Origin of the sequence: Pseudomonas sp. MM213 (genome assembly GCF_020423045.1) — a bacterium.
Taxonomy (GTDB): domain Bacteria; phylum Pseudomonadota; class Gammaproteobacteria; order Pseudomonadales; family Pseudomonadaceae; genus Aquipseudomonas; species Aquipseudomonas migulae.
In genome coordinates this window covers 2,235,556-2,261,159 of record NZ_CP081943.1, presented here as the reverse complement: position 1 = coordinate 2,261,159, position 25,604 = coordinate 2,235,556, and the positions used below count along the sequence as shown (strand labels likewise).

The window sequence follows — 25,604 nt, the reverse complement described above, 5'->3', positions numbered from 1 at the left end:
CGGGATCCTTGTGCGGCGACGGTTATGGGATCAGACCATATAACTCGCAATACTCCAGCCAGTCCATCCCCGCCATCTCGGCCACTTCCCGGTGTACGTTCAGGCGTTGAGCTTCGTAGTCCTCCGGTGTCGCGGCGGTCAGTTGCAGGGTCAGCTCCCAGGCAAACAACCCCAGGCGTTCGGCCTCGGCTTCGAACGCTTCATGCAAGCGCTCGTCGCGAAACTGCGCTGCGGTTTCGCCCTTGGCCTGAGCCAGCAGCGGGTTGAGGTTGTCGAGTTCGTGGCGCAGTTCAGGTCGCTCATCGAGAAACTTCTGCAGCGCCTGCTCGTGTTGCTGTTCGGTTGCCGCCATGGTCGCTCCTTGAGAATGGGTTACACGGACTGCTTCTTGCTGGCCTTGGCCGCTGCGGCCAGGCATTCGAGGGCAAACTGCTCGCAGTAGGTCATCTGGATCGGCGTGGTTTCGCCCTTGACGGTACGTTCGCCGTCGAGGATGTAACGGATCCGCTTGTCGGTGACGCCGATTCGCTTGGCGATCCAGGAAGGCGTCTGGCCGATCTGGCTGATCAGCTTGTCGGCATATTCAGCGGTCGGTTTGTAGAATTCGGCGTTGGGTGTCATGGACGTTCCAGAAAAAAATGAGCCCGGAAATAAGGGCGATGCAGCGTTTGGCGCGACAGGGTGCGCGAATCGTTGCGCGGTGTCGCGGTATAAATGAAGTAAAGCAGAACGATACGCCGGCCCACGGTGATACAGTCCGCTTTTTCTTGATGAGCACACGCAATGCGAATTCTGATGGTGGCGCTGGCCGCAACGTTGCTGGCGGGATGCGCCGGTTCGGTGATGAACGATGCCCGCACGGGCACCCCGTACAAAACCCTGACTTCGGACAAACCGGAAAAAGTCGTCGCCCAGTGCGTGCAGTTCGCGTGGCAGGACGAGGCAGTATTCGGCGTCGATGCGGGCGCTTATTTGCAGCCGGGTAAGAAGGGTGGGTCTACCGTTTACACGCGTTCGGCGGAGTCCTTTGTGGACGTGACCACCGATGCGTCAGGGACGGCGTTGAGTTACTACGCGCAGCATGACGACTTTGTCGCCAAGCGCCGTTTGGCGGCGCTGGCTACCTGCCTCTGATCTTTTGAGCACCGCAATACCTTTGTAGGAGCACGGCTTGCCGGCGATGGCGATTTCACGGACGCCTTCGCTGGCAAGCCATGCTCCTACAGGGAGAGTTCGGCTTTATTGATCAGGCGCTTCTGGAAAAAGAAGCGCTTGTGCCCCGGCGGGTAGTCAACGATCTGCCCCAACTCGCTGAACCCAAGCTTCTTGTAGAACTCCGGCGCCTGAAAGTCGAAGGTGTCCAGCCAGATCCCCACGCATTCCTTCTCCCGCGCCAGGTCTTCGGCCATCTGCATCAGCCTGGAACCGATGCCTTGTCCCCGGCCCTGTTCCGGCACCGACAGCAATTCGATAAACAACCATTGATAGAAAAACCGGCCGTACAGCCCGCCGAGAATTTCGCCCTGGTCATCGCGTACCAGCAGGGCCAGCGGTTGCGCTTTGCCGTCCCCCGCTTGGGCGACGTTGTAGGCTCGCAACGGTGCAAGGATCGCCTCGCGATCTTCCGGTGTCGGGTTGTGCGACTGTTCGATGCTGAGTGTCATCGGCTACATCCTTATGGCAGTGATGCACGAGCGTATCCGGGTCGCGACGATTGTTCTATCCCTCGTTATTCAGAGGAACCGTCGCCAGCGCGCAGATGTCTAGCCTTTACAGCGTCATTCCAGAACGCGGCCGATGAGGATTGCCAATGAACATTTTCGAAGCCTTGCGCGAAAGCCATGACCGCCAACGCACCTACGCCGTCGCATTGGTCAAGACCAGCGGCGACACCCCGGAGCGCGTTGAAGCCTACAAGCAGCTCAAGTCAGAACTCCAGGCACACGAAACTGCAGAAGAGCGGCATTTTTATATCCCGCTGATGGAGTTCGACAACGGTGTCGACCTCAGTCGCCACGCGATTTCGGAACATCACGAGATGGACGAAATGATGGAGGAACTCGACGAGACCGAGATGTCCAGCCCGGGCTGGCTGGCGACCGCGAAGAAGCTCTCGGAGAAGGTCCATCACCATCTGGAGGAAGAAGAGCAGAAGTTCTTCCAGATGGCCGGCAAGCTGCTCGACGACCAGCAGAAAGAAACGCTCGCCAGGCAATACGAGAGGGAATACAAGGCTCAACTTTCGTGAGGACCTTCGTCTAAGATGGGCGTTTTCTGACGAAATAAGGATGCGTTGTCATGCCGAACACAGCCGAGCGGGTCAACATCGTCGAGTCCCAGGTGTTGTCCCACGACTGGTATCTGCTGAAGAAAATCACCTTCGATTACCAGCGCAACAACGGCGAATGGCAACGCCAGACTCGCGAGGTCTATGACCGTGGCAATGGCGCGGCGATTCTGCTGTTCAACCGCGAGAAGAAAACCGTCGTACTGACCCGGCAATTCCGCTTGCCGGTGTTCGTCAATGGTCACGACGGTCTGTTGATCGAGGTGGCTGCGGGATTGCTCGAAGGCGCTGCGCCCGAAGAACGCATCCGCGATGAAGCGGAGGAAGAAACCGGTTATCGCGTGCACCATGTGCAGAAGGTGTTCGAGGCCTACATGAGCCCCGGCTCGGTGACTGAGAAACTGCATTTTTTCATCGCCGAATACGATGCTTCATCGAAAGTCGGCGAGGGCGGCGGGCTCGAAGAAGAGACCGAAGAACTGGAAGTGCTGGAGTGGCCGTTCGAGGCCGCACTGGAAGCGTTTTATCGCGGGGAGATCTGCGACGCGAAGACCATCATGCTGCTGCAGTACGCCGCCATGAAAAATATGTTCACCTGAGCACGCAATCCCCTGTAGGAGCGAAGCTTGCTCGCGAAGGTGTGTCAGGCGACAGCACCGTTGCTGACACACCTTCGCGAGCAAGCTTCGCTCCTACATAAAGCAAGGTCAAAAGCCTTCCAGTCGCCCGGTCCCACCCCATTGGCCGCCTTCCAGGGTCAGCAATAATTCCTTCGCCTCAAGCCCACCTGCAAACCCGGTCAATTTCCCCGACGCGCCGATCACCCGATGGCACGGCGCAATAATCGAGATCGGGTTCTTGCCATTCGCCGCACCCACTGCACGCACTGCGCTCGGGTTGCCGATCTGCTCGGCAATCTGGCTATAGCTGCGCGTTTCGCCGAACGGAATGGTCAGCAGGGCCTGCCACACCTTTTTCTGAAAGTCCGTCCCGGCGAAATCCAGTTCCAGGTCGAAGCGGTTTCGTGTGCCTGCGAAGTATTCCTGCAACTGTTGAACCGCGCGCACCAGGACCGGGTTGTCCGCCGCCTCACTCATCGGCCCGAGCCGTACGCGATTCGGTTTGTCGTTTTCCCAGAGGATGGCCGCCAGTCTCGAACCGTTCGCGACCAGCTTCAACTCGCCGACCGGCGACGCCATGGTGGTGAAGGTGTAACTCATGCGGGCGGACTCCGAAAACAGGTGAGCAGGCGGCAAGCATACTGCCTCGACGGGGAGGCGCAATACGCAATCCCGACCATACTGCGTACTGCTCTTGAAACGTTTTCTCTGTTTTTTTACCGACCCTAAAAACAAAAAGAGACCGACTCATGAAGTTCGAACCTTTTGCCAAATCGCTCATCGCGACTTCATTGGCACTCAGTTGCCTGGCGGCTCACGCCGCTTCTGTCGCCCCCGTCGCCGCCGAAAACGGCATGGTGGTCACGGCCCAGCATCTGGCCAGTCATGTGGGCGTCGATGTGCTCAAGAACGGTGGTAACGCCGTCGATGCCGCCGTCGCGGTCGGGTATGCGCTGGCAGTGGTGTATCCCGCGGCAGGTAACCTGGGCGGCGGTGGTTTCATGACCATTCAACTGGCGGACGGGCGCAAGACCTTCCTCGATTTCCGCGAAAAAGCCCCGCTGGCCGCCACTGCCGACATGTACCTCGACAAAGAGGGCAACGTCGTCCCGGACCTCAGCACCCGTGGTCATCTGGCGGTCGGCGTGCCGGGCACCGTGTCTGGTATGGAACTGGCGCTGAAAACCTACGGCACCAAACCGCGCAAGGAAGTGATCGCCCCGGCGATCAAACTCGCTGAAGACGGCTTTGTGCTGGAGCAGGGCGATGTCGATTTGCTGGAGTCCGCCACCGACGTCTTCAAAAAGGACATGAAAGATTCCGGCTCGATTTTCCTGAGCAACGGCGAGCCGATGCAAGTCGGCCAGAAACTGGTGCAAAAAGACCTCGGCAAAACCCTACGGGAAATCTCCGAGAAGGGCGCCGACGGTTTCTATAAGGGCTGGGTCGCTGACGCGATCGTCACCTCCAGTCAGGCCAACAAAGGCATCATCACCCAGGCCGACCTCGACAAATACAAGACCCGCGAACTGGCACCCATCGAGTGCGATTACCGTGGCTACCACGTGGTCTCGGCACCACCGCCAAGCTCCGGCGGCGTAGTGATCTGCGAGATCATGAACATCCTCGACGGCTACCCGATGAAAGACCTGGGGTACCGCTCGGCGCAGGGTATGCATTACCAGATCGAAGCCATGCGCCACGCGTATGTCGACCGTAACAGCTACCTCGGCGACCCGGACTTCGTGAAAAATCCGATCGCCCATTTGCTGGATAAAAACTACGCGAGCAAAATCCGCGCTGCCATCAATCCGCAAAAGGCCGGTGTGTCCCGCGAGCTCAAACCCGGCGTCGCGCCGCACGAAGGCAGCAACACCACCCATTACTCCATCGTCGATAAATGGGGCAACGCGGTGTCGGTGACCTACACCTTGAACGACTGGTTTGGCGCCGGGGTCATGGCCAGCAAAACCGGGGTCATCCTCAACGACGAAATGGACGACTTCACCTCGAAAATCGGCGTGCCGAACATGTACGGTCTGGTGCAAGGGGAGGCCAACGCCATCGCGCCGGGCAAGGCGCCGCTGTCGTCCATGAGCCCGACCATCGTCACCAAGGACGGCAAAGTCGTGATGGTCGTCGGCACCCCCGGCGGCAGCCGCATCATCACCGCGACCTTGCTGACCATCCTCAACGTGATCGACTACGGCATGAACATCCAGGAGGCGGTGGATGCGCCGCGTTTCCACCAGCAGTGGTTGCCGGAAGAGACCAACCTGGAGGCGTTCACCACCAGTCCGGACACGGTGAAACTGCTTGAAAGCTGGGGCCACAAGTTTGCAGGGCCGCAGGATGCCAACCATATCGCCGCGATCCTGGTCGGGGCGCCGTCGCTGGAAGGTAAACCGGTGGGCAAAAACCGTTTCTACGGAGCGAACGATCCGCGTCGTAACACCGGGTTGTCTCTCGGTTATTGAGGGTTGTGTTTGGAAGGGGACGGATTTAGTTTCTGTCCCCTGACCCAACGACAGATCAAGGATGGAACCATGACCACTGCAATGTTGATCATCGATGTCCAGCGAGCACTTTGCACGGGCGAGTACGAGTGCTTCGAAATCTCACGTGTCATCGACACCATTAACGGGCTCAGCACCCGTGCCCGAAAGGCCGGGGTTCCGGTGGTGCTGATTCAGCATGAGGAAGAAGGCAGTCCGCTGGCGTATAACGCTGACGGCTGGCAACTGGCCGAAGGGCTGGAGACCTCGACCAAGGATTGGCACGTACGCAAGACCACACCGGATTCGTTCTACCAGACCAACCTGCAAAAGCTGCTGCCGGTGCAGGATTTCGAACGCCTGGTCATTTGCGGTTTGCAAACCGACTATTGCGTCAACGCCACAGTGCGTCAGGCGTTGCAACTGGGGTACGACGTGGTGCTGGCGGCTGACGCTCACTCCACGGTCGACAACGGCAACATCCCCGCCGAAGACATCATCGCCGAGCACAACAAGGACCTGGCGCATTTGACCGGTTCAGTGGCACGGATCGACGTGATACCCGCCGCCGACATCACGTTCTAGCACCCAAGATGACGGGCCCCCCAACCCTGTAGGAGCCGGCTTGCTGGCGATGGCGATTTCACGGACGCCATCGCCGGCAAGCCGGCTCCTACGGATTGTGGGATGTCCGGGATGGCGGGTTCACGCAAAACCTGTAGGAGCCGGCTTGCTGGCGATGGCGATTTTACGGACGCCATCGCCGGCAAGCCGGGCTCCTACGGATCGCGAGGGTGTTGGAGATTTAGGGTTCACGCAAAACCTGTAGGAGCCCGGCTTGCTGGCGATGGCGGTTTTACGGACGCCATCGCCAGCAAGCCGGCTCCTACAAATCGCGAGGGTGTTGGAGATTGAGGGTTCACGCAAAACCTGTAGGAGCCTGGCTTGCTGGCGATGGCGATTTCACGGACGCCATCGCCAGCAAGCCGGCTCCTACGGATCGCGGGATGTCCGAGATGGCGGGTTCACCCCAAACCTGTAGGAGCCCGGCTTGCTGGCGATGGCGATTTCACGGATGCCATCGCCGGCAAGCCTGGCTCCTACAAATCGCGAGGGTGTTGGGGATTGAGGGTTCACGCAAAACCTGTAGGAGCCGGCTTGCCGGCGATGGTGATTTCACGGACGCCTTCGCCGGCAAGCCTGGCTCCTACGGATTGGGGTGCGTACCCATCGATTTTTCTTGATCGAAAACCTGCAATTCATCGGCGATCCAGTCGAACAGCGCCCGGTCGGATGTATCGGACAGGTAGATCGTGGGGGTGGGTTCGCTCATGTTGAGCCTCCGGAAAGTCCCGCGGCTTTACGTCAGCCGCAAACCCTATGGTGAGGAAGCAGATCCAATCTCTGAGTAGGGGGATGTGCAGAGGCTTGAACTCAATCTACACTTAAGAACCGTTCTCTGTTGCGGTTAAATTCCAATACCTTTTCTTTGAGGGAGGCAAGCTCCTGGTGGATGCCCTTGTGCTGCTTTTTAACGGCCTGACCGAGTGGGTGATTGAGCCCGTCACTCGCCAGTTCCTGGGCCTTTTCGATCTGAACGGGCGCATGGGTGTACTGTTTCTGTTCTCGTCTTACAGCATCGCTTACGCCCTGTTCCGGTTCAGGAAACATCGAGGTCTCACCGACGCGCAGTCGTTCGGGCAGTTCATCGGCGGGCGTCGGGTGTATTTCCATCGTTCGGCGTTGCTCGATTACCGCTACTACTTCGTGCGGGCGATTCTGAAAGTGGCGTTGGTGTTGCCGATTGTCGGTCTGGTGGACCCGCTCGTCCTGCGCTCCGGAGACTACATCGCCTTTTTCACCAACCTGTGGGGCGCACGGGTGCAAGTGGAGCAGAATCTTTCACTGTCCTTGCTCTACGGGCTGGGCGTTTTCCTGGTGAAAGACTTCATGGCCTACTGGGCGCACCGCGCCTTCCATTCCAAATGGCTGTGGGCATTCCACAAGGTCCACCATTCGGCGCCGGTGCTGGTTCCAGCGACCGCCAGCCGGGTTCATTTCGTGGAAAAGATTGTCGAAAAACTCTCGACGATCATCGGCATCGGCGCCTATGCCGGCGTCTTCTGGTACGCCTGCGGCGGCGAGATCAGCCGCTATACTTTGTTCGGCGTAACCTGGCTGGTGTTCATCCTCAACGGGCTGGTGGGAAACCTGCGTCACAGTCATGTCTGGCTGTCGTTCGGCCCGGTGTTCGAACATGTGCTGAACAGCCCGGCCCAGCACCAGATTCATCACAGCGACGCACCGCACCATTTCAACAAGAACTTCAGCATCAACCTGTCACTGTGGGACTGGATGTTCGGCACGCTCTACGTCACCACGTCGAAACCCGAAGCCCTGCGGTTCGGCACCGGTGATCAGGATTCTGAGCGTTACCTGACGGTTTACAGCCTGATCGTCACGCCGTTTGTGGACATCGCCCGCAAGGTCCGTTCGACCAAACGACCTGATCGTTCGCGGGCGCCCTTGCGAACAATCCAGAATGCGTTAGCAGAAGTGGAGGTGAGACATGACAACTGATTCCGCGGAAAAAGAGTCTGTCAAAGAAGCCGTCAAACTTTATGTCGAGGGTATGGTCTTCGCTGACGAAGCCTCGTTGCGAAAAGCATTTCATCCGTCTTGTCGCATCATCGGTCACTTCCAAAAAGCGCTTGAATGGCTGTCCCTTGATGAGTTTGTCGACGCGATCAAAACCGAAGGCCCGGCGGCAAAAGAGGTGAAGCCTTTTTGGGAAGTGATTGACCTGGACATAACAGGCGACGCCGCCGCCGTAAAAATCATCGATGATTATGCGGGGATGAGGTTTACCGATTACCTGTCGTTACTGAAGATCGATGATCGCTGGGTCATCATCAACAAACTGTACTACTACCATGAGTCGTGAACCGCACGGAGACCATTGAGATGGATGTTCAGGTACATCGCGCCGACGCAACGCACATCGATCAAGTCGCCAGCCTCTTCGACGCCTATCGGGGGTTTTATGGCCAGCCCTCGAACCTGAATCAGTCCCGCCACTTTATCGCCGAGCGCATTGCCCGGGATGAATCCGTGATCTTCTTCGCCCGGGACACCGACGGCGAAGCACTGGGTTTCGTCCAGTTGTTCCCGACCTTTTCGTCTATCGATGCGCATCGCACCTGGCTGCTCGGCGACCTGTTCACCGCGCCTGCCGCCCGAGGACGCGGGGTCGCAACGCGGCTGATGAACACCGCGCGCGACTTCGCGGTGTTGAGCGGCGCCAAAGGCCTGGTGCTGGAAACCGCCACGGACAATCACGGTGCGCAGCGGTTGTATGAAGCCTTGGGCTATGTGCGCGATACGGGTTACTACACCTATTGCCTGGATTTGAAGCAGGGCTGACCGGTCACCGTTCCGGCAGGTTCCAGCGCTCGCGAACGTGCTCGTATTGCGCCTCGGGCATTTGCACCAGCAGGGGAGACTGTTGCGGATCGAGCCAGTCGAACAATCGGCTGATGTCCGCCTGATCCATGGCCGTGCAACCCGCCGTCGGCGATGTCGGGCTACGCCAGATGTGGAAAAAGATGCACGAGCCCGAGGCGGGGGACGCTGGTGTGTTGTGCTCGATGACAATGCCTTTGCGATAGCCTTCTTCGCTGCGCATGCGTTCTGAGCTGTTCCAGTCCTTGGGCATCGCCGCGCCGTCGACCAGGGTGTTGTAGTGTTCGGAATGGCTGTCGTCCACGCATTCGGTGGTCGCTGTCAGTGCGAGGTAGGGCAGTTTCGTGTCGGCGCTGGTCTCGTAACCGAACGCTGTTCCCAGCGTGAAAATCCCGGCCGGCGCTTTTCCATCGCCTTCGTGTTTGACGGGTTCTGCACCTGGCTCAACGTTGTCCAACCCTTTGCCCCAGGCCATGCCGTTTTTGCCGACCACCACCGCAAACGCCTCGCCATATTTGCGGAAGCTGTTCCCGTCGCGCTCATAGCGCTGGGCGCTGCCTTGCAGGTCATCCCAGTTTTTTGTGGTGACCACAATCAGCTGATGGCTGGCGTCGAGTGCGGCATTGGCGTCGAGCGGCGTAATGGGGAAATCCATCACGTTGTTCGGTGCCTGTGCGCTGCCATAAGTGAAGTGCCACCATTCTTTCGAGTACCCGGAGAAGCCTTCTTTTGCCATGGCGCTGCCGAGCCGCTGGCGATTGTCCTGCGCGGTCGCATTGATCGTCGGGTTGGCGGTATGCGCCCGCTCATCGAAGCAATCGAAGCCGGTGCCCATGTCGAGTGCGCCGTCATGCCAGCGCTGATCGTAGGGGGCGGTGCAATCGACCTGCGTGGCCGAGGGCGTCCAGGTGCTGGCGGGCAACGCCTTGGGCCCGGTGAGTGTCAGGTCCACGGTCGAGCCTCTGGAGTGATTCGACACCCGCGCCACATACCCCAGGCGCCAGAAGTCCTGCTTGTCCACACGCGGGTAGAACTCGGCCTTGCGTGGGTCGCCCGGTTCGGTGGCAAAGCGGCCCATATCGGCCACCGCCCGATTCGGGCGATAACAATCAAACACCTTCAAACCGTAGCCTTGCGTGCGCAACGACGCTTGTACCCGGGCGAGCGCTTTGGCGGCGTCCAGCGTCAACAGGCATTCGGCGGCGGCATAACCGTCGAGTGGGTGACCGGTGAAGTTGTGGGGGCTGGCGTAGCGAATGTCTTGCTCGATGCTCGGATCAATCGCTCGCAGATAGACCATGTGCCCCGGCCGCGGCTCGGCACTGGACATGCCCGCCAGGACGCTGCCCAGCAACAGCAGCGATTGCAGCCAGGGGCGGGCGATGGTGCGAAGAGGGCGCATGCGATGTCTCCAGGATGCCGGGTACGCAATGAACGGGGGAAAGGTAGCAGACTGAGGTGAGGGGGACTAACCTCAGTCTGCATTTCCGGATCACGACGTTAACCTCGTACAGATCATGCGGAGCATAAATCCAAGATGCAGGATCATCGCCCAAATCCGACGCTTAATCTGGAGTATTGTGCCGATCGCCCGATATTCATGGACTTCTTGCAACAGGCACAGCGCTCGCCTGACGCCATTGCGGTCGTCTCTCACGACGCGACGTGCAGTTATCGTCAGCTTGAACAGATCAGCCATGGCATTGCGTCCTTCCTGAAGGTCAATGGCGCGACCGAATCCGACCGGGTGGTTATTGTTTCCAATCGCTGTGCGGGGTTGGTCTATGCAATGCTCGGCGCCTTGCGTGCCGGGTCGACGTTCACCGTTGCCGACGTTGCGTATCCACCTGCGCGCATCGGGCAAATCATCCGAATGCTAAAGCCTTCCTTTGTCCTGCTTTGCGGTGGGGCCACCGTCGATCTCGATTCCGAACACCTGGAGGCCGGGCGTCCGGCTCCACGGATCGTCAGCATTGCGGAAGACCCCGCCGATTCATTGCGTGAGTTCGCCTTTCACCAACATGCCTTGCCGCAAGTCGACCCTGCACAGCCGGCCTATATCACCTTCACATCGGGCAGCACCGGCGAACCGAAGGGCATCGTGGCCACTCATGCGCCGTTGGTGCATTTCATTGAGTGGCATACCCAGCGCCATTCCTTGTCAAAAGACGATTGCTTTTCGCTGCTGTCCGGGCTGGGGCATGACCCTGTGTACCGGGATGTATTTACCCCGCTGTCGATTGGCGCAAAAGTTATCGTTCCCGCACAGTCGACCGTCATAGACCCTGTGGCATTGGCGGCGTGGATACAAAAAAATGCCATTTCGATTATTCATCTGACGCCGCCGTTGGGAAGGCTGATAGGAACCGGCGCAACACTTCAGGGTGCAAGATTCAACGCGCTTCGATACTTGTTCTGGGGTGGCGATGCATTAGGCATTTCGCTGTTCGAGCAAATGTGCGTGATCGCCCCCAATGCCGTCAGTGTCAATTTTTACGGTACGACGGAAACGCCTCAGGCAATGGCGTACCACCACGTCGACCCTGAAGCCGACAATTCCAGGATTCCACTGGGTAGAGGCATTAAAAACGCGCAATTGCTGGTCGTGAATGACACCCGTCAATTGGTGCATGAAGGTGAGGTCGGAGAAATCCTGATACGCAGCCCTTACTTGGCGCAGGGTTACTGGGAGGACATCGCGCAAACCCGGGAAAAGTTTGTGGTGAATCCGTTTACCAATGTCGAGAACGACATTTGTTATAGAACCGGCGACCTTGGGACTTATCTTTCAGATGGCAGAGTCAGCTTTCTGGGGCGGGGCGATAGTCAGGTCAAGATTCGCGGACATCGTATTGAGCTGGCTGAAATCGAAGGCGCACTTTCGAAACATCCGCTGATCAAGCAGTGCGTTGTGCTTGCCGTCAATGAAAACGCGCAGGTCAGGCTGGTGGCCTATTGCGTTTCAATCAACGCTGTTTCAACGGGTGAACTGCGTGAGCACCTCAACACTCGGCTTCCGGAATACATGGTGCCGGCGTTGTTCGTCTTTCTGGATGCGATTCCACTGACGCCGAACGGAAAGATCGATAGGCGGGCGCTGCCGCGGATAGCTGCCAACACAGAGGCGGCGTCCATCCATTCCGATCAGGATCTATCGCCGCTTGCGTTAAAACTGACACAGGCTTGGGCCGAAATACTCCAGGTCCCGCGCATCGATGCAAACCTGACGTTTGTCGAGCTGGGTGGGGATTCGCTGTCGTTCGTTCAGGCCTCAATGGTGCTTGAAGAACTGATCGGCCATCTGCCCGATCAATGGGAAATGACACCGGTACATGAACTGTGTGGGTTGGCCGGTAAAACCAGCAGTTCAAAGCTGTCCATCAGGGCAATGGAAGTCCCTGTCCTTTTACGTGTTATCTCGATAATCCTGATTGTCATTGGGCATCTTCATCTGTTCTCGACCTGGTCAGTGGTCGGGGAGACGACGGTATTGTTTCTGATCTCGGGTATCAGTCTGGCGAGGTTCCAGTTTCAAGCCATCAATGAACGCGGCAATGTGCGTACGCTGGTCAGGTCAGTGGTCTTTATTGCGGTGCCGACCATCCTTTACACACTTTTGAATCAGATACTGTTCGACCAGGTTCATTGGCAAACGATGTTGCTGATCTCCAACTGGTTTCCACCGACGATGATGGGCGGCTTTGCCTACTGGTATGTTGAAGTGCTCCTGCAGATGATTGTCATCATCGGGTTTGTTCTGTCGTTCGAGCGCGTCAGGAACATCATTGTTGCGAACCCGTTTCGCTGCCTTGTTCTGGCGGCATGTGCATTGGCCGTGGCCGACATTGTGATCAGTGCGTTTCTGTTTGACGCGTCACCGCTCTATAACCGCGTGCCACAGCATTATCTTGCAGTCATGGTGCTTGGAATGGCCGTTCACTACGCTCATTCAAGTGCCCAGAAGTGGATCGTCAGTGCGGTTGCTGTGGTTGTGATGGGTGGGGAGGATCTTCTGGCAATCTTCGGGACGGGGGCGCAGGAAGTTGCGAAGGATTATGTTGATATCGCCATCCCTGCAGTTCTCTCTCTGATTTGGGTCAAGTCAATTCCGGTGCCAGGTCTCATCGCGCGGGGGCTTGCGTTGGTTGCATCGTCAACGCTGTTTATTTATCTGACGCATTTTCAATTCCAGTCCCTGGCCCGGCATATTGTTGACCTGCCTGGGGTCGCGGTGGTCTTTGCCGTCGTAGGTGGCATCGCGGTCGCGTATGTGTGGAACAAAGTTGTTCGAATCGTTTTGGTGCGCTGGAGTGGCGCAGGCAAGAAGAGCGGTTCGGATACGGTTGAGCGTGTGGCTTGATGGTGAGCTTTTTCTAATGGATGGGGGGCGAAGCGGCCTACCGGCGTCTGCACACGTTCCCCCTGTAGGAGCCGGCTTGCTGCGGGCGGCGTTCCGACGATGGCGTCCTTTCAGGCGACAGATGTGTCGATTGACCCACCGCTATCGTCGGAACGCCGCCCGCAGCAAGCCGGCTCCTACAGTTGATTGGTGTCATGTCTAGGTAGCCTGTCCGCTTGAGCCTCGCTGTGGCTCGGCATGCCCTCGAGGGGCGCTCAGATCAAAAGCTGAAGGCGAGCTAACGCTCGACCTGATGAGTGGTGAAAATCAAAAGCACACGCGAATCCCTGTAGGAGCCGGCTTGCTGGCGATAGCGTCCGTTCAGCCAATACATGCGTTGACTGACACATCGCTATCGCCAGCAAGCCGGCTCCTACAGTTGATTGGTGTAGCCAGTCCGTTTTAGGTGCCGCCCCGGCCATGGATTGGTGCGCAGCTCAAGGTCGATATCACCAGCGCTTTTAAGTTGCATCAACCTTCACGCTTAGTGATGGGGTGGCAAAAAAAACACGGGTTACAGTGGCCGTTGCAGCGGGAACTTCAGGCTGCCGGGCAGGTCAGTTGGAGCCCTGTATCGAGTGCTGTGGTCGGTTGTACGATCGTGCCACGAGAGATCAATCGAGTTCGCCCACTGATGCCAACCAAACGTTTTCTGACAGGTTTCATCCTGGCGTTATGCGCCAGCGCGTCGCTTTATTCGGTGGCTGCTGAGCGAAGAGCGACAGCGCAAAGCAACAGCGCATCAACCACCTTGATCGAAACGGCTTCGCGGCAGTATGAAAATGGCCAGTTGGACCAGGCTGCTGCCACGCTGGAGCGGGCCCTGCATATTCAGCCGAACAATCCCGCGACGCTGCATTACCTCGGTGTGTTGCGTCTTCAGCAGGGGCAGTACCAGCAGGCTGAAACCTTGGGGATGCGCTCGAACATTCGGGTGGGGCGTAACGTCGAGTTACGTAACCGCAACTTGCAATTGATACAGGCTGCGCAGCGGGCCCAGGCTTCCGGTATCCCACCCAGTGCCAACGCAGACAGGGTCGCCGTACTGAACAAACCGGAAGTGGAGACCCAAAGGCGCAGCGAAGAAGAAATCAGCATTGCTGAACACCCCGCTCAGAATGCTGGGCGCGACGCTGGCAGCTTCGCTCGCGCAGAGGCTGCGCCGGTATTGGACTCGCCTATGGTTGGCAGGCCGGGGCCCGAAGGAAACATGCAAATGGCTTCCACCGAGCCTGCGGGTACAAACGATGCGGTCGAGATTCCCCGGGGCCATTGGCCGCCGCCGGGCAAATGCCGAATCTGGTTCCCGGATCGCCCACCGGGGCACCAGCCCGCACCCGGCAAATGCAAGAAGCTGCGACATCGGGTTCCGCCAGGGGCCTATTTGGTCCGCGGTTGAGCTTCTGGGTGACCGTATATGGACTCATTTGAGGACAGGAGGGTGAGCTTTGCCATCACCGATGAAGGGCCAAAACCCTCAATCTCGAATCGCTGAATCCTGGTCGATGGCACGTTGAAAACGCTGCTGCGAACAAACTGAAAATCTGCCTTTCCAGCGCTTGACCTTAAAGTTCAGTTTAACGTTAAGGTGATTTCAAGCCGGCCTCAGAAGCCTGCCCTGGCCGACGCCATCAAGCAGATGCAATCACCTGGAGAGAGACAGATTGAAACTCGCAAGCGCCGTTTTAACAGGATTGCTGTTCAACACGTTCGCCAACCATGCGTTGGCGGGGATGCCTGAAATGCCCAGCCCGACCGACACAGCCATGATCGATATCGCCGGTCACCAGGTGCCCGTCGTCAAGGGCGGTTTGTACGATCGCTTTCGCTCCAACCCTCCTTTGTCGGTGATTGCAGCAGAAGTACCGGGCGTTGATTTGAGTTGGTTCAAAGGGTTGGAGAAGAACAAGGTCGACATAGGCTTCGAATCGTTCTCGCCAAACTTTTACTACCAGAACAGTCGCGTAACGGCTGTCTATACGGCAGATCTGGACAAGCTCCGGGCACTGATGCCACCCGAAGTGTTGGCAACCGTCCAGCCTCTGCAAATCTGGCCTGGTCGAGGCCTGATTGCGTTTACCGCTTACACCTATGAGCACTGCGATAACGACGCCTATAACGAAGTCGCGGTGTCGATCATCACCAACAAACCGGGCAAAGCCAATCTGGGGCCGGTTACGCTGATTGGCCAGTCGATGTCTGGAGACTTCTGGGGTTATGTACTCAAGTTACCGGTCAATACAGAGCTTGCGAGGGTTCGTGGTGTCGTCGGTTACAACCTGCCGAAATGGCTGACGGGGATTGACCGCAAAGAAGATGCCCAATCGGTGGTCTATGACATTACCGATAGCGAGACGGGCAAAGTGGACGTGTCCTTCAAAGCGCAGAAGCTCGACGACCTGTCCAGTGACGTCGATATCGTCACCAGCAGTTTCACCAATCTCGATTACCAAGGCCGGTTAGCCTATGGGTATGCGATTTCCCGCCAGCTCAGCCACGGCTCCAGCAGAAACGAGGATTCGGCAACCCTCACGCTGGGCGACGGCAGCCTGTCGAACTACATCCGCTCCTTGAAACTGGGGAAAATGATGAAGTACGAATACGTGCCAGCGTTCCAAAGTGCGCTCTACGCGCCGAAGCCGTTGGCGGCACTGGCTGACACGCACTAACTAAACCTGCCGGCAAAAATCTGTCAGGCCTCATAAGCCTGACAGGTGACGCCTTACTTGGACGATGCGGTATCACGGCCGCGCGGTGCTGCCGCCACACCTTCCTCGCGCAGGCGATGCAATAACAACTGCGTGTTGTCCACGCAACCCATGCCTTCCGGCTTGCTTTCAATGCCCTCGATAACCAGAAGAAGTTGCGCTTTATTCTGGGCCAGCCGTTGCTGCAGGACTTCGATTTCCTCAACCTTGCGTTTGAGCCCGCTGAGCAACTCTTCATGCTGCCAACCGTTCGCATTCATCGGCAGCAATTGTCGGATTTCTTCCAATGAAAAACCCGCCGCCTGAGCACCCGTGATGATCTCCAGAACCCACTCCGTGTCAGGGGCGTAGTCCCGATACCCATTGGCTTTGCGCACGACAGATTTAATCAGGCCGCTCGCTTCGTAGAAACGAATACGTGAAGGCGCCAATCCGCTGATTTTCGCCAGTTCGCCTATTCTCATATTCCCCCCAGAAAACCATTGACCTTAAAGTTGACTTTAAACCTAAAGTGATTTGGTGGCCAAGCGGCGCGGATGTCATGCGTTGCTCAAACGCCATGGAATGCAGGGATAGGCGAAAGCCGGACCAGGACCCGTCTCAGTACCGCCTATGGGGTGGGCTGCACTTGTTCAACAAGGGGCACGATCAGTACACGATTCTGGTCATGGCCTCCATTTCATTCGGGAGATGCGAACATGGGTTATGTCACTACGCAGGACGGTGTTGAGATCTTTTATAAAGACTGGGGACCACGCGATGCCCCAGTGGTCTTTTTCCATCACGGATGGCCGCTCAGCGCGGACGACTGGGATGCGCAAATGCTTTTTTTCCTGGCGAACGGCTACCGGGTGGTTGCACACGACCGACGCGGTCATGGGCGATCCAGCCAGGTCTGGGACGGGCACGACATGGATCACTATGCCGATGATGTCGCGGCCGTAGTCGATCATCTTGGCGTGCAGGGCGCAGCCCATGTGGGGCACTCCACCGGCGGTGGCGAAGTCATTCATTACATTGCTCGCCACGGCGAAGATCGAGTGTCCAAGGCCGCCATCATCAGCGCCGTGCCTCCGCTAATGGTTCAGACCCCGGCGAATCCAGGTGGCTTGCCGAAGTCGGTTTTCGATGACTTGCAGGCACAGCTCAAAGCCAACCGTGCACAGTTCTACCACGACGTTCCAGCGGGACCTTTCTACGGTTACAACCGTCCGGGCGCCAAACCGTCAGAGGGCATCATCCTGAACTGGTGGCGCCAAGGCATGATGGGCTGTGCAAAGGCACATTACGACGGGATCGTAGCCTTTTCCCAGACCGACTTTACCGACGATCTGAAGAGCATCAAGATCCCCGTGCTGGTGATGCATGGTGATGATGATCAGATCGTGCCTTATGAAAACTCCGGGCCCTTGTCAGCCAGACTCTTGCAGAACAGCACGCTGAAAACCTACTCGGGCTACCCACACGGAATGCCTACAACGAACGCCGATACGATCAACGCCGATTTGCTCGCTTTCCTGCGAGGTTAGGCAACCGGAGGAGGGCGGGTGAAAATCCTGCCCTTATTTATGTATGGACTCGCCCCCACTGTCTACCAGCTTTATCAAACACTGCTACCCGACCACAAGGCAAACCAATAGGAAATGTCGCCCAGGTTAACGAAATGGATCGTGACGCGCTCTTCAACGCTGAGTTCGTGATAAAACATGGCAACACCCTACCGAAGCGGTCAGGTGTTGCACTCAGTTTTTGCCGCTGCCAACCAATTAAAATCACCGGCCCAGCGCCGGCGTTATCGTCACGCAGCGTACAGCTAGCCCGTCAGGCTCATTGGCCTGGCCGCTATTCACTGCGCAGAGCCGCCACCGGATGCAGGCGGGCCGCCCGCAGTGCCGGAGCCAGGCCGGCGAGAATGCCGAGCACCGCCGCCAGCAGCAGCGCCAGTAGCAGAAACAGCGGCTGCAGCGCCAAGGGCAGGCTCGGCATGGCCAGGTGCAGTAGCCCGAGCAGGAGGCCCATCAACAGCAGACCAAGCAGACCACCGGCCAGGGACAGCAGTGTCGCTTCGGCGAGAAACAGCCCGAGCACCTGCCGCGGACTGGCACCAATCGCCCGCAACAGGCCGATTTCCGCCGTGCGCTCGCCCACAGTGGTCGTCATGATGGTGAGAATGCCGACGGCGCCGACCAACAGGGAAATGCCCCCCAAGGCACCGATGGCCAGGCTCAGGGTGCCGAGAACGCGGTTGAAGCTGCGCAGCATGTCGTCCTGGGTGCTCAGACTGAAGTCCTCCACGCCGTGCCGTTCGCCGAGCACCTGGCGAATCTGCCGACTCAACGCCCGCGAAGTGGTGCCGGCGCCGAACACCACATGGACTTTGACCACCCCGGTGCGGTTGAACAGGCTTTCGGCCCAATCCACCGGGATGTAGGCGATATCGTCGAGGTTGAAGCCGAGCAATTGGCCCTTTTCCGCCATCACGCCTATCACTCGGAAACGCACGCCCCCGACGCGGATCAGCTCGCCCAGCGGATTGCGTTCACCGAACAGCTCGACACGCAACTGATGGCCGAGCACCACATAGGGCGGCGAACGACCGTCACGGGCCACGGGCAGGAACTCGCCCAGGCTCAGTTGCATGCGCCAGGCCTGCGCCAGCTGATGGCCGCCACCGAGAATGTCGCTGCGCCGGCTCAGTTGACCGAACTGGATATCCCCGCTGCCCTGAATGATCGGCACCGCCGCCTCGACATGCGGCAAGCGCCGCAGGGCGTCGGTATCACTGATAGTCAGTGGCCGTACGCTGCCGAGCAGACCGCCGAGGCCGCTGGTCTGGGTCTTGCCCGGGCGCACGGTGATGATCCGCGTACCAAACTGCGAGAAGTTCTCCAGCACATAGCCGCGCGCGCCTTCGCCTATGGCCGTGAGCAGCGCCACAGCGGCTATCCCGATCGCTACCCCGAGCAGGGTCAGCAGGCTGCGCAAGGGGCGACAGGTCAGCGCCGAGCTGGTCAGCCGGAAACCATCTTGCCAGCGCATCAGTGCGCTCCCGGCGGGCGTAGCGCCGCCACCGGCTCCAGCGCCGAGGCCCGAGCGGCCGGCAGCCAGGCGAACAGCAGCGCCGTGCCGAGTGCCAGCAGCACTGCGCTAGCCCGCGCCCACCAGGGTGCATAGAGCGGCAGATCGAACGCCAGGCGCCCCAGCCAGAGCAAGGTTTCGGCCAGAAGTAGCCCCGCCAGCGCCCCCGTCAGGGCGAGCAACGCCGCCTCGCCGAGGAACAGCAGGCGCAGTTGCGCCGCCGTCGCACCTATGGCTTTGAGCAGGCCGATCTCGGCGCTGCGCTGGCTCACCGCAATCCAGGTCACGTTCATGATCAGGATGCCTGCCACCAGCAGGCTGATCGCGGCAATCCCGGCGACCGCCAGGGTCAGCACCGCGAGTATGTCGTCGAAGGCGCTGAGCAGGCTGTCCTGGCTGATCAGGGTGATGTCTTCCTTACCCTCGTGGCGCTCCTTGAGCGCGGCGAGTATCAGCCGCTTGCTACGGTCGAGAAAGCTCGGACCACGCACCTCGACAAACACCCGCAACAACCCCTCGCGATTGAACAAGGCCTGGGCACTGGCCACCGGGATGATCAACATCTCGGCGAAATCCATCCCCAGGGATTCGCCCCGCTCACCGAGGATGCCGACCACCCGGAAGCGCCGGTCGCCGGCGCGCAACCATTCACCCAGGGCCGGGCGCGCACCGAATAGCTCGCGCCGGAGTTTGCCGCCGATCACGCAGACGGCCTCGGCCTGCTCAGGGTCCAGCGCCGGCAGGGGTTGGCCCTGGACGACCGTCAGTTGGCGAATGGCGAAGAAGTCCCGGGTGGTGCCCAGGGTCAGCACCTCACGATTGCGGTTGCCGACTATCACCTCCATCTGCCCGGCCTGCAGCGGCGCGACCCGGCGGATGCCCGGCAACTGGGTGATGGCCTGGACGTCCTGCAAGGTCAATTCGTGCGGCGTCAGGCCGGTGAGCGGCGGCATGCGCCCCGTGGTTTCCTTGCGGCCCGGGAAAACGATCAGGATGTCGCGCCCGAGCAGCGAGAACTCGTTCAGGACGAAGGCCCGCGCCCCCGCGCCGAGACCGGTGAGCAGATTGACCGCAACCACTCCGATAGAGATGGCCAGCAGCAGCATCAAGCTGCGCGAGCGATGCCCACGCAAGGCGCCGAGCCAGAAGCCCAGGGCATCGGCAGCGCGCATCAGGTCAGCGCCCGCTGCGGCGCAGCAGTGTGGATCCGCCCGTCACGCATGTGTAACTGGCGCTGCGCGCGGGCGCCCAGGCTGGCGTCGTGGGTCACCACTATCAGGGTCAGGCCCTCGCCGTTGAGCTCCTCCAGCAGGCTGAAGACCTCGGCGCCGGCCTGGCTATCGAGATTGCCGGTGGGCTCGTCGGCCAACAACAGCGCCGGTTGCATGACCATCGCCCGGGCGATGGCGACGCGCTGGCGCTGACCACCGGACAGCTCGGCAGGGCGGTGGGCAATGCGCTCGCCCAGCCCCAGGCGCGCCACCAATTGGCTGCTGCGCTTGTGCCGTTGCGCCGCGCCGATGCCAGCGAGGACCATCGGCAGCTCGATGTTTTCCAGCACCGTCAGCCGTGCGATCAGGTGGTAGGACTGGAACACGAAACCTATCAGTTGGCTGCGCAATTGGGCGCGCCGCGCCTCGCTCAGCGTCGCCGTGGCCTCGCCCTGCAGCCAGTATTCGCCGGCGCTCGGCGCATCGAGCAAACCGAGGATGTTCAGCAGGGTCGACTTGCCCGAGCCCGACGGGCCCATCACCGCCATGTAGTCACCGGCGGCGATGTCCAGATCCAGGCCGTCCAGCCCCATCACCTGCTGCTCGCCCAACTGGAAACTGCGGCTACCGCCGCGCAGACGGATCATTGCTCAGTCTCCGCCGCATCCACCGGGATCACCGCCACGTTGTCCTTGAGCCCTTCCTGCTCGAGGCTGGCGACTATACGTGCGTCCTCGTCCAGCCCTGCGAGCACCTCGGTCCAGCGCCAGTTGCTCAACCCGGTTTGCACCTCCACCTCGCGTAACACCCGGGTGGTCGGGTCATATCGCAGCACGTGCTGCCCCTCCAGCAGGGTCTCGGTGGGGATGCGCAAAGCACGTGCGCGCTGCTCCAAGAGGATCTCGACATCGGCGCTATAGCCGGTGAGCAGGACCAGATCGGCCGGCGGCTGGTCGAAGCGCACCTCGACATCGACGGTGCGCGCCTGCTTCTCCAGTTCACGCACATAGGGCGCGATGCGGCTGACGCGGCCGGCGAAATGCTGGCCACGGAAGGCATCCAGGCTGATCCGCACGGCGGTTCCGGGGCGAACCCGGGCAGCGTCCACCTCATCGATCGGCGCCTCGACATACAGGCAGCTGTCGTCGATCAGGTCGATCGCCGGCGGCGTGGGAATACCCGGCGGCGAAGGGGTGACGAACTCGCCGAGTTCGCCGTTGATTTCTGCGACTATGCCGGCGAATGGCGCACGCAGGGTCGTCTGCTCCAGCAGTGAACGCTGCAACTGCAGGCTGGCGTCGGCTTCGCGGATCAGCACGGCAGTGGCACTGCACATCAGCTTCGCCAGGTGAGCCTTGGTCTCGGCCTGATCGAGACGATCGGCGGCAACCAGCTTGCGGTCGGCCAGAAGGCCCAGGCGATCTAGGTCGCGCCGGTCCAGATTAGCCTGCTGGCAGCGCTGTTCGCGGGCGTTGCGTTGGGCCTCCAGCCGCGCCTCGGCCTCCTGCAGCCGGGCCTGTTGCTCGTCCTGTCGCAGGCGCATGAGCACCTGACCCGGCTGAACCCGCTGGCCCTCGCCGATCAGCAACTCGGCAACCTGGCCGCCGACATTGAAGGACAGATGCGAGCGTCGACAGGACTTCAGCGTACCCGCGCGAGTGTTGGCCACCAGCGTCTCCACCGGCCCCCGCTCAACCTCTAGCAGCCTGACCGGCAACGGCTGTGGTCGACTCAACCAGCCACCAAGCACCATCAGACAGGCCAGCATCGACGAGCCAATCAATAATTTGCGCATGGACTGCACCTCCTCCCACATGGCTTGAGCCTAGGTCAGGAAGGTAAAAGCTCAACGCGAAGCGCCATTTATCCGACGATTTTCAGACGAGCGTCATAAAAATGGCGAATGAGATTTATTTCTCTCGCAACTGCTATCCCCCAGCCATGCCAACTCACTAAAACTCCTTGCCGCGGCGACGCTACGACGTCGAAATATCCCCGGAAACTGTGCCACGCTTTGCTCATACCCGAATGTCTTCAAGCAGCCCAGGCTGTCGGTCAGCATTGGCTCAAATTGGCCGATAGCTGCGTGTTGGACTCAAGGTCTCAAACTAGTGACGCAGGTCTAGGTAGACCGGGTAGGCGCGACTGGTTTTCGTGCTCGAAGAAAAGCCCCCGCACTCGGCTCAAGTGTGGGGGCTTTCTGGTTGAGCGAAGTGGGATTTTCTCACTTCGGTTCGGGTCGTTACGGGTAACACTGTGGTTCAGTCCGGAGGGCGATCGGCCTCATCCACCGTCAGAGCGTTCCGAGGGGCAACTCCATCGCTACGAAAGTGCTCAACGCCAACATAATCAGCAACGCTATAAACATTAGGCTCAAATGAGCGACCTGCTTATAACGGGGTATCGGCCTATTCGTGATTCGAGTAATTGATTTAACAGTGGAAGACATCACCAATCCTCACTTTTGCGCAGAACACCCAATAGCTCCTGAAGGTGTACATCAGAATCACCGGCAGGATGAACAGCGTGCCAATCAAGGCGAACAACTAACTGGTGGCCGGTGATGTCGCCGCCCACAGGCTGACGGATGGCGGGATGATGTCCGGCCAGCAAGGTCAGCAAGGCATCCGGCGCGGCCTTGGGGGCGGCCGGCGGGTTAGTAGATGCCGAAGGGGCCGTCGGTGGTGGCGGACCGAAATCATCCAGCGGCATGGCGTTGGCGGTGGTCAGGGTAAGGCGCATCGGACAGCGCAGGCTTGACCCGAGCAGCAAGGCGACGGAGCGGCATGGTGGTGTCGCGCGTTTCATTTTTCACCCCTCCTGTCATGCCGAATCTGCCAAGCCCTGTCGTCTGCATGATGTCCGGGACGACAGCTATTGCGGGTACGAGGGGGCGGCGCAACTAATGAGCCATTTCAATAGAGCGAAAAAAGTTCAACTTAATTAATAAACTGCTTCCGGGCGTTTCGAGTTAGAGAAAAGGTGAGTGGGGGATAATCCTCAAATCAGGTGGTAAACGCCCGGTTGCGTGGGTGTAATTCCCCATTTATGGAGATCGTAGCGACCCTGTTTCACCGACCGCTTCTGGCCGATTTCTGCCTGTCCCTACAGTCACCTTTGAGTCGATCCAAATCATACAGCCGCCAATCATGCGCCCCGTGGGGAAACCGGGGCCAGACCACCATTATCCTAAACATGGTCTGACCACGTTTTTCCGAAGCAGACGCTCTGCAATGATCTTTGGCGTCTCTACAATCGCTACACACCCGCCATCGATCTACGCGAAAAACGCATGGTGTTATCGATTTTATTGCTGCAATCTGTGCATTAATGATCTGCAATAAACCAGTCTTGTTCATCGCGGGGGCAGTTCTCACACTAGAGGCATCAATGTGAAGGCAGCTTCTGGATGAAGAGGAAATGACCATGGTATCTGCGATCCGGTTTAACCAGTTTGGCAATCCTGAAGTACTGAATCTGGAGACACTGAGCGAACAATTGCCAGGGCAAGGCGACGTTTGGCTTGAGCAAGAAGCGATTGGTGTCAATTTTCTCGACGTAACCCAACGTAAGGGCGCAGTGCCCATCGCGTTGCCATCTGGACTTGGGTTGGAAGGCTCCGGGCGTGTCGCCGCTGTGGGTGCCGGTGTCAGCAATGTGCAAGTTGGGGATCGCGTCGCTTATGCCACCGGGCCTATTGGTTCGTATGCTTCGGCCCGGCTTTATCCGGCGGCGCGACTGGTCAAAATTCCGGATGCACTGTCGTTTGATGATGCCGCAGCCGTCATGTTCAAGGGCCTCACAGCACAGTACCTTTTGAAGAGCACCTATCCCGTAGGGCATGGCACAACCATCCTTCTTTATGGTGTGGCTGGAGGACTGGGGGAAATTATGGTGCCGTGGGCAAAGCATTTAGGTGCGACCGTAATCGGCGTAGTTTCAAAGTCGGCCAGTGTCGAAAAAGCCAAGGCGTTGGGCTGTGATGAAGTCTTGGTGTTTGACGCTGACAGTCTGGCATCGGATGTCGCTCGTATCACCGAGGGTAGAAAGGTTGACGTGGTCTATGACCCCATAGGGCGCGCTTCCTTCCAGGCGTCTTTGGATAGTCTGCGGCCACGGGGTTTGATGGTCTCGTTTGGAGCTTCATCCGGTGCACCGTCTGCCGTGGAGCTATCAACACTCAATTCCAAAGGCTCGCTGTACCTGACGCGTCCTTCGTTGGCAGCCCATACGGCAAGTGCCGCTGAGTACCAGGAACGAGCCAAGGATGTCTTGGCCGCCATTGCTGCGGGTATTATCAAACCCCGGATCTGGGCGAGCTATTCATTGGCTGACGCAGCATTGGCGCATGCCGACCTGGAGTCGTGGCGTTCATCCGGGGCGATCATTCTAAAACCATGAATCTTGATGTTCTGAATAATCAATACAGTGACGAAATCGCTGCGTTTCTGGCCGTTGCCTCGCAAGGTTCATTTGTCGGGGCTGGTCGGCTATTGCAGCGACACCCTACGGTCGTCTCGAAACGACTCGCCTCAATGGAAAAGCGCCTTGGTGTTCGGCTGGTGGAGCGTTCAACCCGGCAGGTTCGAATTACCGAAGTAGGTGCCAAGCTGGAGCAGCGTCTTCGCTCCGCCATCGAACTGATGAATGAAGCGCAGCAGCAAGCAGCGGAGGGGGCCAGCGAAATTCGAGGAACTTTGCGGCTTGCGCTGCCCGCAGCCATGGGACGGCGTTGGCTTGGCCCGATGCTGCCGGAGTTTCTCAAGGCTTACCCTCACGTCTCAATCCTTGCAGACTATAGCGAGCGGCTGGTCGATATCATTGATGAAGGTTTTGACGCTGCCATCCGAATTGGAGAGTTGGAAGACAACAGGTTGATCGCCAGGAAACTGAGTGATCATCGCCGCATATTGTGTGCGTCGCCTGCTTACATCAGAGAGCATGGCATGCCTGAAACGCCTCAGGATCTGATCAAGCACAATTGCCTTCGCTTCAGCGGTCTTGCGTCTTTTCCTCAGTGGAGACTTCATCGAGGTAACGAACTTCAGACGGTTTCACCCAAAGGAAACCTGACGGCCAATGATAGCGAGTCGTTACTTGCGGCGGCCCGAGCGGATGCGGGAATACTGGGCGCCGGTGACTGGTTGATGAGTAGTGATATTGCAGCCGGAAAACTGCTGCATGTTCTTCCTGACTGGCAATTGGACACCGCTGGTGGAGTCTACTTGATCAGGCCATCGGCCAAATTTCCCAGCGCTGTGGTCGTCGCCTTCAAACAATGGATCGAGTCAAAGTTCATCCCAGTGCCCCCCTGGGCCATTTGACTGGCTGATCTTCAATTCTC

The 25,604-nt window shown here is 58.9% G+C and carries 25 protein-coding genes and 1 pseudogene; 14 read left to right on the top strand and 12 right to left on the bottom strand.

Annotated features, from left to right (window positions below; all coding sequences use genetic code 11):
- Nucleotides 1–22: 22 nt before the first annotated feature.
- Together K5R88_RS10260 and K5R88_RS10255 are read right to left on the bottom strand one after the other, a co-directional pair.
- Nucleotides 23–352 (bottom strand): DUF6388 family protein, encoded by a 330-nt coding sequence (locus K5R88_RS10260; protein WP_008029485.1) that lies wholly within the window; start codon nucleotides 350–352, stop codon nucleotides 23–25.
- Nucleotides 353–372: 20 nt separating this feature from the next.
- Entirely contained in the window at nucleotides 373–621 is a 249-nt protein-coding gene (locus tag K5R88_RS10255; RefSeq protein ID WP_008045271.1) for a hypothetical protein, read from the bottom strand.
- 162 nt (nucleotides 622–783) lie between these two features.
- Between K5R88_RS10255 and K5R88_RS10250 the strand changes: the two genes are divergently transcribed.
- Complete coding sequence (locus tag K5R88_RS10250; protein ID WP_008029480.1) at nucleotides 784–1,134, top strand: hypothetical protein; 351 nt, start codon at nucleotides 784–786, stop codon at nucleotides 1,132–1,134.
- Between the two features lie 86 nt (nucleotides 1,135–1,220).
- Here K5R88_RS10250 and K5R88_RS10245 read toward each other — a convergent pair whose 3' ends face one another.
- Nucleotides 1,221–1,664 (bottom strand): GNAT family N-acetyltransferase, encoded by a 444-nt coding sequence (locus K5R88_RS10245; protein ID WP_223553311.1) that lies wholly within the window; start codon nucleotides 1,662–1,664, stop codon nucleotides 1,221–1,223.
- A 146-nt stretch (nucleotides 1,665–1,810) separates the two neighbouring features.
- Here K5R88_RS10245 and K5R88_RS10240 point away from each other — a divergent pair, with 146 nt between their 5' ends.
- Both K5R88_RS10240 and K5R88_RS10235 read left to right on the top strand, forming a co-directional pair.
- Nucleotides 1,811–2,248, top strand: a complete 438-nt coding sequence (locus K5R88_RS10240) for a hemerythrin domain-containing protein (protein WP_226299919.1) — start codon at nucleotides 1,811–1,813, stop codon at nucleotides 2,246–2,248.
- 50 nt (nucleotides 2,249–2,298) lie between these two features.
- A complete protein-coding gene (locus tag K5R88_RS10235; RefSeq protein WP_008045277.1) occupies nucleotides 2,299–2,886 on the top strand; it encodes an NUDIX domain-containing protein in 588 nt (195 codons plus the stop codon).
- Nucleotides 2,887–2,994: 108 nt separating this feature from the next.
- Here the strand turns inward: K5R88_RS10235 and K5R88_RS10230 are convergent, their stop codons facing one another.
- Nucleotides 2,995–3,507 (bottom strand): methylated-DNA--[protein]-cysteine S-methyltransferase, encoded by a 513-nt coding sequence (locus tag K5R88_RS10230; protein WP_207286696.1) that lies wholly within the window; start codon nucleotides 3,505–3,507, stop codon nucleotides 2,995–2,997.
- 149 nt (nucleotides 3,508–3,656) lie between these two features.
- On the opposite strand from K5R88_RS10230, the gene ggt reads away from it, so the two are divergent.
- Nucleotides 3,657–5,384: a gamma-glutamyltransferase gene (ggt, locus tag K5R88_RS10225; protein WP_192227345.1), complete on the top strand. Its 1,728-nt coding sequence runs from the start codon at nucleotides 3,657–3,659 to the stop codon at nucleotides 5,382–5,384.
- 69 nt (nucleotides 5,385–5,453) lie between these two features.
- Nucleotides 5,454–5,987 carry a cysteine hydrolase family protein gene (locus K5R88_RS10220; protein WP_226299918.1) on the top strand — a complete coding sequence of 178 codons (534 nt, stop codon included), beginning with the start codon at nucleotides 5,454–5,456 and terminating at the stop codon, nucleotides 5,985–5,987.
- 622 nt (nucleotides 5,988–6,609) lie between these two features.
- Here the strand turns inward: K5R88_RS10220 and K5R88_RS30735 are convergent.
- A complete protein-coding gene (locus tag K5R88_RS30735; protein ID WP_268945199.1) occupies nucleotides 6,610–6,735 on the bottom strand; it encodes a hypothetical protein in 126 nt (41 codons plus the stop codon).
- A gap of 176 nt (nucleotides 6,736–6,911) precedes the next feature.
- Between K5R88_RS30735 and K5R88_RS10215 the strand changes: the two genes are divergently transcribed.
- From K5R88_RS10215 to K5R88_RS10205, 3 genes are read left to right on the top strand one after another with little or no spacing between them, the layout of a single operon-like run.
- The gene (locus tag K5R88_RS10215) at nucleotides 6,912–7,982 is read left to right on the top strand and encodes a sterol desaturase family protein (RefSeq protein WP_226299917.1); all 1,071 of its coding nucleotides are present in this window, start codon (nucleotides 6,912–6,914) and stop codon (nucleotides 7,980–7,982) included.
- A complete protein-coding gene (locus K5R88_RS10210; RefSeq protein WP_192227349.1) occupies nucleotides 7,972–8,346 on the top strand; it encodes a nuclear transport factor 2 family protein in 375 nt (124 codons plus the stop codon). Before K5R88_RS10215 ends, K5R88_RS10210 begins: the two co-directional genes overlap by 11 nt.
- Nucleotides 8,347–8,366: 20 nt before the next feature.
- Nucleotides 8,367–8,825 carry a GNAT family N-acetyltransferase gene (locus tag K5R88_RS10205; RefSeq protein WP_192227350.1) on the top strand — a complete coding sequence of 153 codons (459 nt, stop codon included), beginning with the start codon at nucleotides 8,367–8,369 and terminating at the stop codon, nucleotides 8,823–8,825.
- A 4-nt stretch (nucleotides 8,826–8,829) separates the two neighbouring features.
- Here the strand turns inward: K5R88_RS10205 and K5R88_RS10200 are convergent, their stop codons facing one another.
- The gene (locus K5R88_RS10200; protein WP_226299916.1) at nucleotides 8,830–10,266 is read right to left on the bottom strand and encodes a M15 family metallopeptidase; all 1,437 of its coding nucleotides are present in this window, start codon (nucleotides 10,264–10,266) and stop codon (nucleotides 8,830–8,832) included.
- A 135-nt stretch (nucleotides 10,267–10,401) separates the two neighbouring features.
- Between K5R88_RS10200 and K5R88_RS10195 the strand changes: the two genes are divergently transcribed.
- From K5R88_RS10195 to K5R88_RS10185, 3 genes are all read left to right on the top strand, one after another.
- Nucleotides 10,402–13,224, top strand: a complete 2,823-nt coding sequence (locus K5R88_RS10195; RefSeq protein WP_226299915.1) for an amino acid adenylation domain-containing protein — start codon at nucleotides 10,402–10,404, stop codon at nucleotides 13,222–13,224.
- 673 nt (nucleotides 13,225–13,897) lie between these two features.
- Nucleotides 13,898–14,662, top strand: a complete 765-nt coding sequence (locus tag K5R88_RS10190) for a tetratricopeptide repeat protein (RefSeq protein ID WP_226299914.1) — start codon at nucleotides 13,898–13,900, stop codon at nucleotides 14,660–14,662.
- Nucleotides 14,663–14,927: 265 nt separating this feature from the next.
- Nucleotides 14,928–15,932 carry an acetoacetate decarboxylase (ADC) gene (locus tag K5R88_RS10185; protein ID WP_226299913.1) on the top strand — a complete coding sequence of 335 codons (1,005 nt, stop codon included), beginning with the start codon at nucleotides 14,928–14,930 and terminating at the stop codon, nucleotides 15,930–15,932.
- A gap of 53 nt (nucleotides 15,933–15,985) precedes the next feature.
- Here the strand turns inward: K5R88_RS10185 and K5R88_RS10180 are convergent, their stop codons facing one another.
- On the bottom strand, nucleotides 15,986–16,435 hold the full coding sequence (locus tag K5R88_RS10180; RefSeq protein WP_008029448.1) for a MerR family transcriptional regulator: 450 nt from the start codon (nucleotides 16,433–16,435) through the stop codon (nucleotides 15,986–15,988).
- A 234-nt stretch (nucleotides 16,436–16,669) separates the two neighbouring features.
- Between K5R88_RS10180 and K5R88_RS10175 the strand changes: the two genes are divergently transcribed.
- Nucleotides 16,670–17,500, top strand: a complete 831-nt coding sequence (locus K5R88_RS10175; RefSeq protein WP_008029447.1) for an alpha/beta fold hydrolase — start codon at nucleotides 16,670–16,672, stop codon at nucleotides 17,498–17,500.
- Nucleotides 17,501–17,813: 313 nt separating this feature from the next.
- Here K5R88_RS10175 and K5R88_RS10170 read toward each other — a convergent pair whose 3' ends face one another.
- The 5 genes and pseudogenes from K5R88_RS10170 to K5R88_RS10150 form a co-directional block, all read right to left on the bottom strand.
- A complete protein-coding gene (locus K5R88_RS10170; protein WP_226299912.1) occupies nucleotides 17,814–19,010 on the bottom strand; it encodes an ABC transporter permease in 1,197 nt (398 codons plus the stop codon).
- Nucleotides 19,010–20,221 carry an ABC transporter permease gene (locus K5R88_RS10165; RefSeq protein ID WP_226299911.1) on the bottom strand — a complete coding sequence of 404 codons (1,212 nt, stop codon included), beginning with the start codon at nucleotides 20,219–20,221 and terminating at the stop codon, nucleotides 19,010–19,012. Before K5R88_RS10165 ends, K5R88_RS10170 begins: the two co-directional genes overlap by 1 nt.
- On the bottom strand, nucleotides 20,221–20,907 hold the full coding sequence (locus K5R88_RS10160; protein WP_008033381.1) for an ABC transporter ATP-binding protein: 687 nt from the start codon (nucleotides 20,905–20,907) through the stop codon (nucleotides 20,221–20,223). The genes K5R88_RS10165 and K5R88_RS10160 overlap by 1 nt, the downstream gene beginning before the upstream one ends.
- Entirely contained in the window at nucleotides 20,904–22,055 is a 1,152-nt protein-coding gene (locus tag K5R88_RS10155) for an efflux RND transporter periplasmic adaptor subunit (RefSeq protein WP_177318176.1), read from the bottom strand. Before K5R88_RS10155 ends, K5R88_RS10160 begins: the two co-directional genes overlap by 4 nt.
- Before the next feature lie 637 nt (nucleotides 22,056–22,692).
- Nucleotides 22,693–22,869 (bottom strand): annotated as a pseudogene (locus K5R88_RS10150) (ubiquinol oxidase subunit II); the annotation flags it as partial.
- Between the two features lie 817 nt (nucleotides 22,870–23,686).
- On the opposite strand from K5R88_RS10150, the gene K5R88_RS10145 reads away from it, so the two are divergent.
- Nucleotides 23,687–24,661 carry a quinone oxidoreductase family protein gene (locus K5R88_RS10145; RefSeq protein ID WP_226300258.1) on the top strand — a complete coding sequence of 325 codons (975 nt, stop codon included), beginning with the start codon at nucleotides 23,687–23,689 and terminating at the stop codon, nucleotides 24,659–24,661.
- Nucleotides 24,658–25,584: a LysR family transcriptional regulator gene (locus K5R88_RS10140; RefSeq protein ID WP_226299910.1), complete on the top strand. Its 927-nt coding sequence runs from the start codon at nucleotides 24,658–24,660 to the stop codon at nucleotides 25,582–25,584. Before K5R88_RS10145 ends, K5R88_RS10140 begins: the two co-directional genes overlap by 4 nt.
- The last annotated feature ends 20 nt before the right edge of the window (nucleotides 25,585–25,604 follow it).

What these genes read in the sequence shown, in the direction of transcription:
- K5R88_RS10190 (WP_226299914.1), top strand. Translation starts at nt 13,898, where the DNA reads ATGCCAACCAAACGTTTTCTGACAGGTTTCATCCTGGCGTTATGCGCC.
- K5R88_RS10200 (WP_226299916.1), bottom strand. Translation starts at nt 10,266, where the DNA reads ATGCGCCCTCTTCGCACCATCGCCCGCCCCTGGCTGCAATCGCTGCTG.
- K5R88_RS10195 (WP_226299915.1), top strand. Translation starts at nt 10,402, where the DNA reads ATGCAGGATCATCGCCCAAATCCGACGCTTAATCTGGAGTATTGTGCC.
- ggt (WP_192227345.1), top strand. Translation starts at nt 3,657, where the DNA reads ATGAAGTTCGAACCTTTTGCCAAATCGCTCATCGCGACTTCATTGGCA.
- K5R88_RS10235 (WP_008045277.1), top strand. Translation starts at nt 2,299, where the DNA reads ATGCCGAACACAGCCGAGCGGGTCAACATCGTCGAGTCCCAGGTGTTG.
- K5R88_RS10145 (WP_226300258.1), top strand. Translation starts at nt 23,687, where the DNA reads ATGGTATCTGCGATCCGGTTTAACCAGTTTGGCAATCCTGAAGTACTG.
- K5R88_RS10180 (WP_008029448.1), bottom strand. Translation starts at nt 16,435, where the DNA reads ATGAGAATAGGCGAACTGGCGAAAATCAGCGGATTGGCGCCTTCACGT.
- K5R88_RS10165 (WP_226299911.1), bottom strand. Translation starts at nt 20,221, where the DNA reads ATGCGCGCTGCCGATGCCCTGGGCTTCTGGCTCGGCGCCTTGCGTGGG.
- K5R88_RS10210 (WP_192227349.1), top strand. Translation starts at nt 7,972, where the DNA reads ATGACAACTGATTCCGCGGAAAAAGAGTCTGTCAAAGAAGCCGTCAAA.
- K5R88_RS10220 (WP_226299918.1), top strand. Translation starts at nt 5,454, where the DNA reads ATGACCACTGCAATGTTGATCATCGATGTCCAGCGAGCACTTTGCACG.
- K5R88_RS10250 (WP_008029480.1), top strand. Translation starts at nt 784, where the DNA reads ATGCGAATTCTGATGGTGGCGCTGGCCGCAACGTTGCTGGCGGGATGC.
- K5R88_RS10255 (WP_008045271.1), bottom strand. Translation starts at nt 621, where the DNA reads ATGACACCCAACGCCGAATTCTACAAACCGACCGCTGAATATGCCGAC.
- K5R88_RS10170 (WP_226299912.1), bottom strand. Translation starts at nt 19,010, where the DNA reads ATGCGCTGGCAAGATGGTTTCCGGCTGACCAGCTCGGCGCTGACCTGT.
- K5R88_RS10230 (WP_207286696.1), bottom strand. Translation starts at nt 3,507, where the DNA reads ATGAGTTACACCTTCACCACCATGGCGTCGCCGGTCGGCGAGTTGAAG.
- K5R88_RS10140 (WP_226299910.1), top strand. Translation starts at nt 24,658, where the DNA reads ATGAATCTTGATGTTCTGAATAATCAATACAGTGACGAAATCGCTGCG.
- K5R88_RS30735 (WP_268945199.1), bottom strand. Translation starts at nt 6,735, where the DNA reads ATGAGCGAACCCACCCCCACGATCTACCTGTCCGATACATCCGACCGG.
- K5R88_RS10245 (WP_223553311.1), bottom strand. Translation starts at nt 1,664, where the DNA reads ATGACACTCAGCATCGAACAGTCGCACAACCCGACACCGGAAGATCGC.
- K5R88_RS10160 (WP_008033381.1), bottom strand. Translation starts at nt 20,907, where the DNA reads ATGATCCGTCTGCGCGGCGGTAGCCGCAGTTTCCAGTTGGGCGAGCAG.
- K5R88_RS10205 (WP_192227350.1), top strand. Translation starts at nt 8,367, where the DNA reads ATGGATGTTCAGGTACATCGCGCCGACGCAACGCACATCGATCAAGTC.
- K5R88_RS10240 (WP_226299919.1), top strand. Translation starts at nt 1,811, where the DNA reads ATGAACATTTTCGAAGCCTTGCGCGAAAGCCATGACCGCCAACGCACC.
- K5R88_RS10260 (WP_008029485.1), bottom strand. Translation starts at nt 352, where the DNA reads ATGGCGGCAACCGAACAGCAACACGAGCAGGCGCTGCAGAAGTTTCTC.
- K5R88_RS10175 (WP_008029447.1), top strand. Translation starts at nt 16,670, where the DNA reads ATGGGTTATGTCACTACGCAGGACGGTGTTGAGATCTTTTATAAAGAC.
- K5R88_RS10155 (WP_177318176.1), bottom strand. Translation starts at nt 22,055, where the DNA reads ATGCGCAAATTATTGATTGGCTCGTCGATGCTGGCCTGTCTGATGGTG.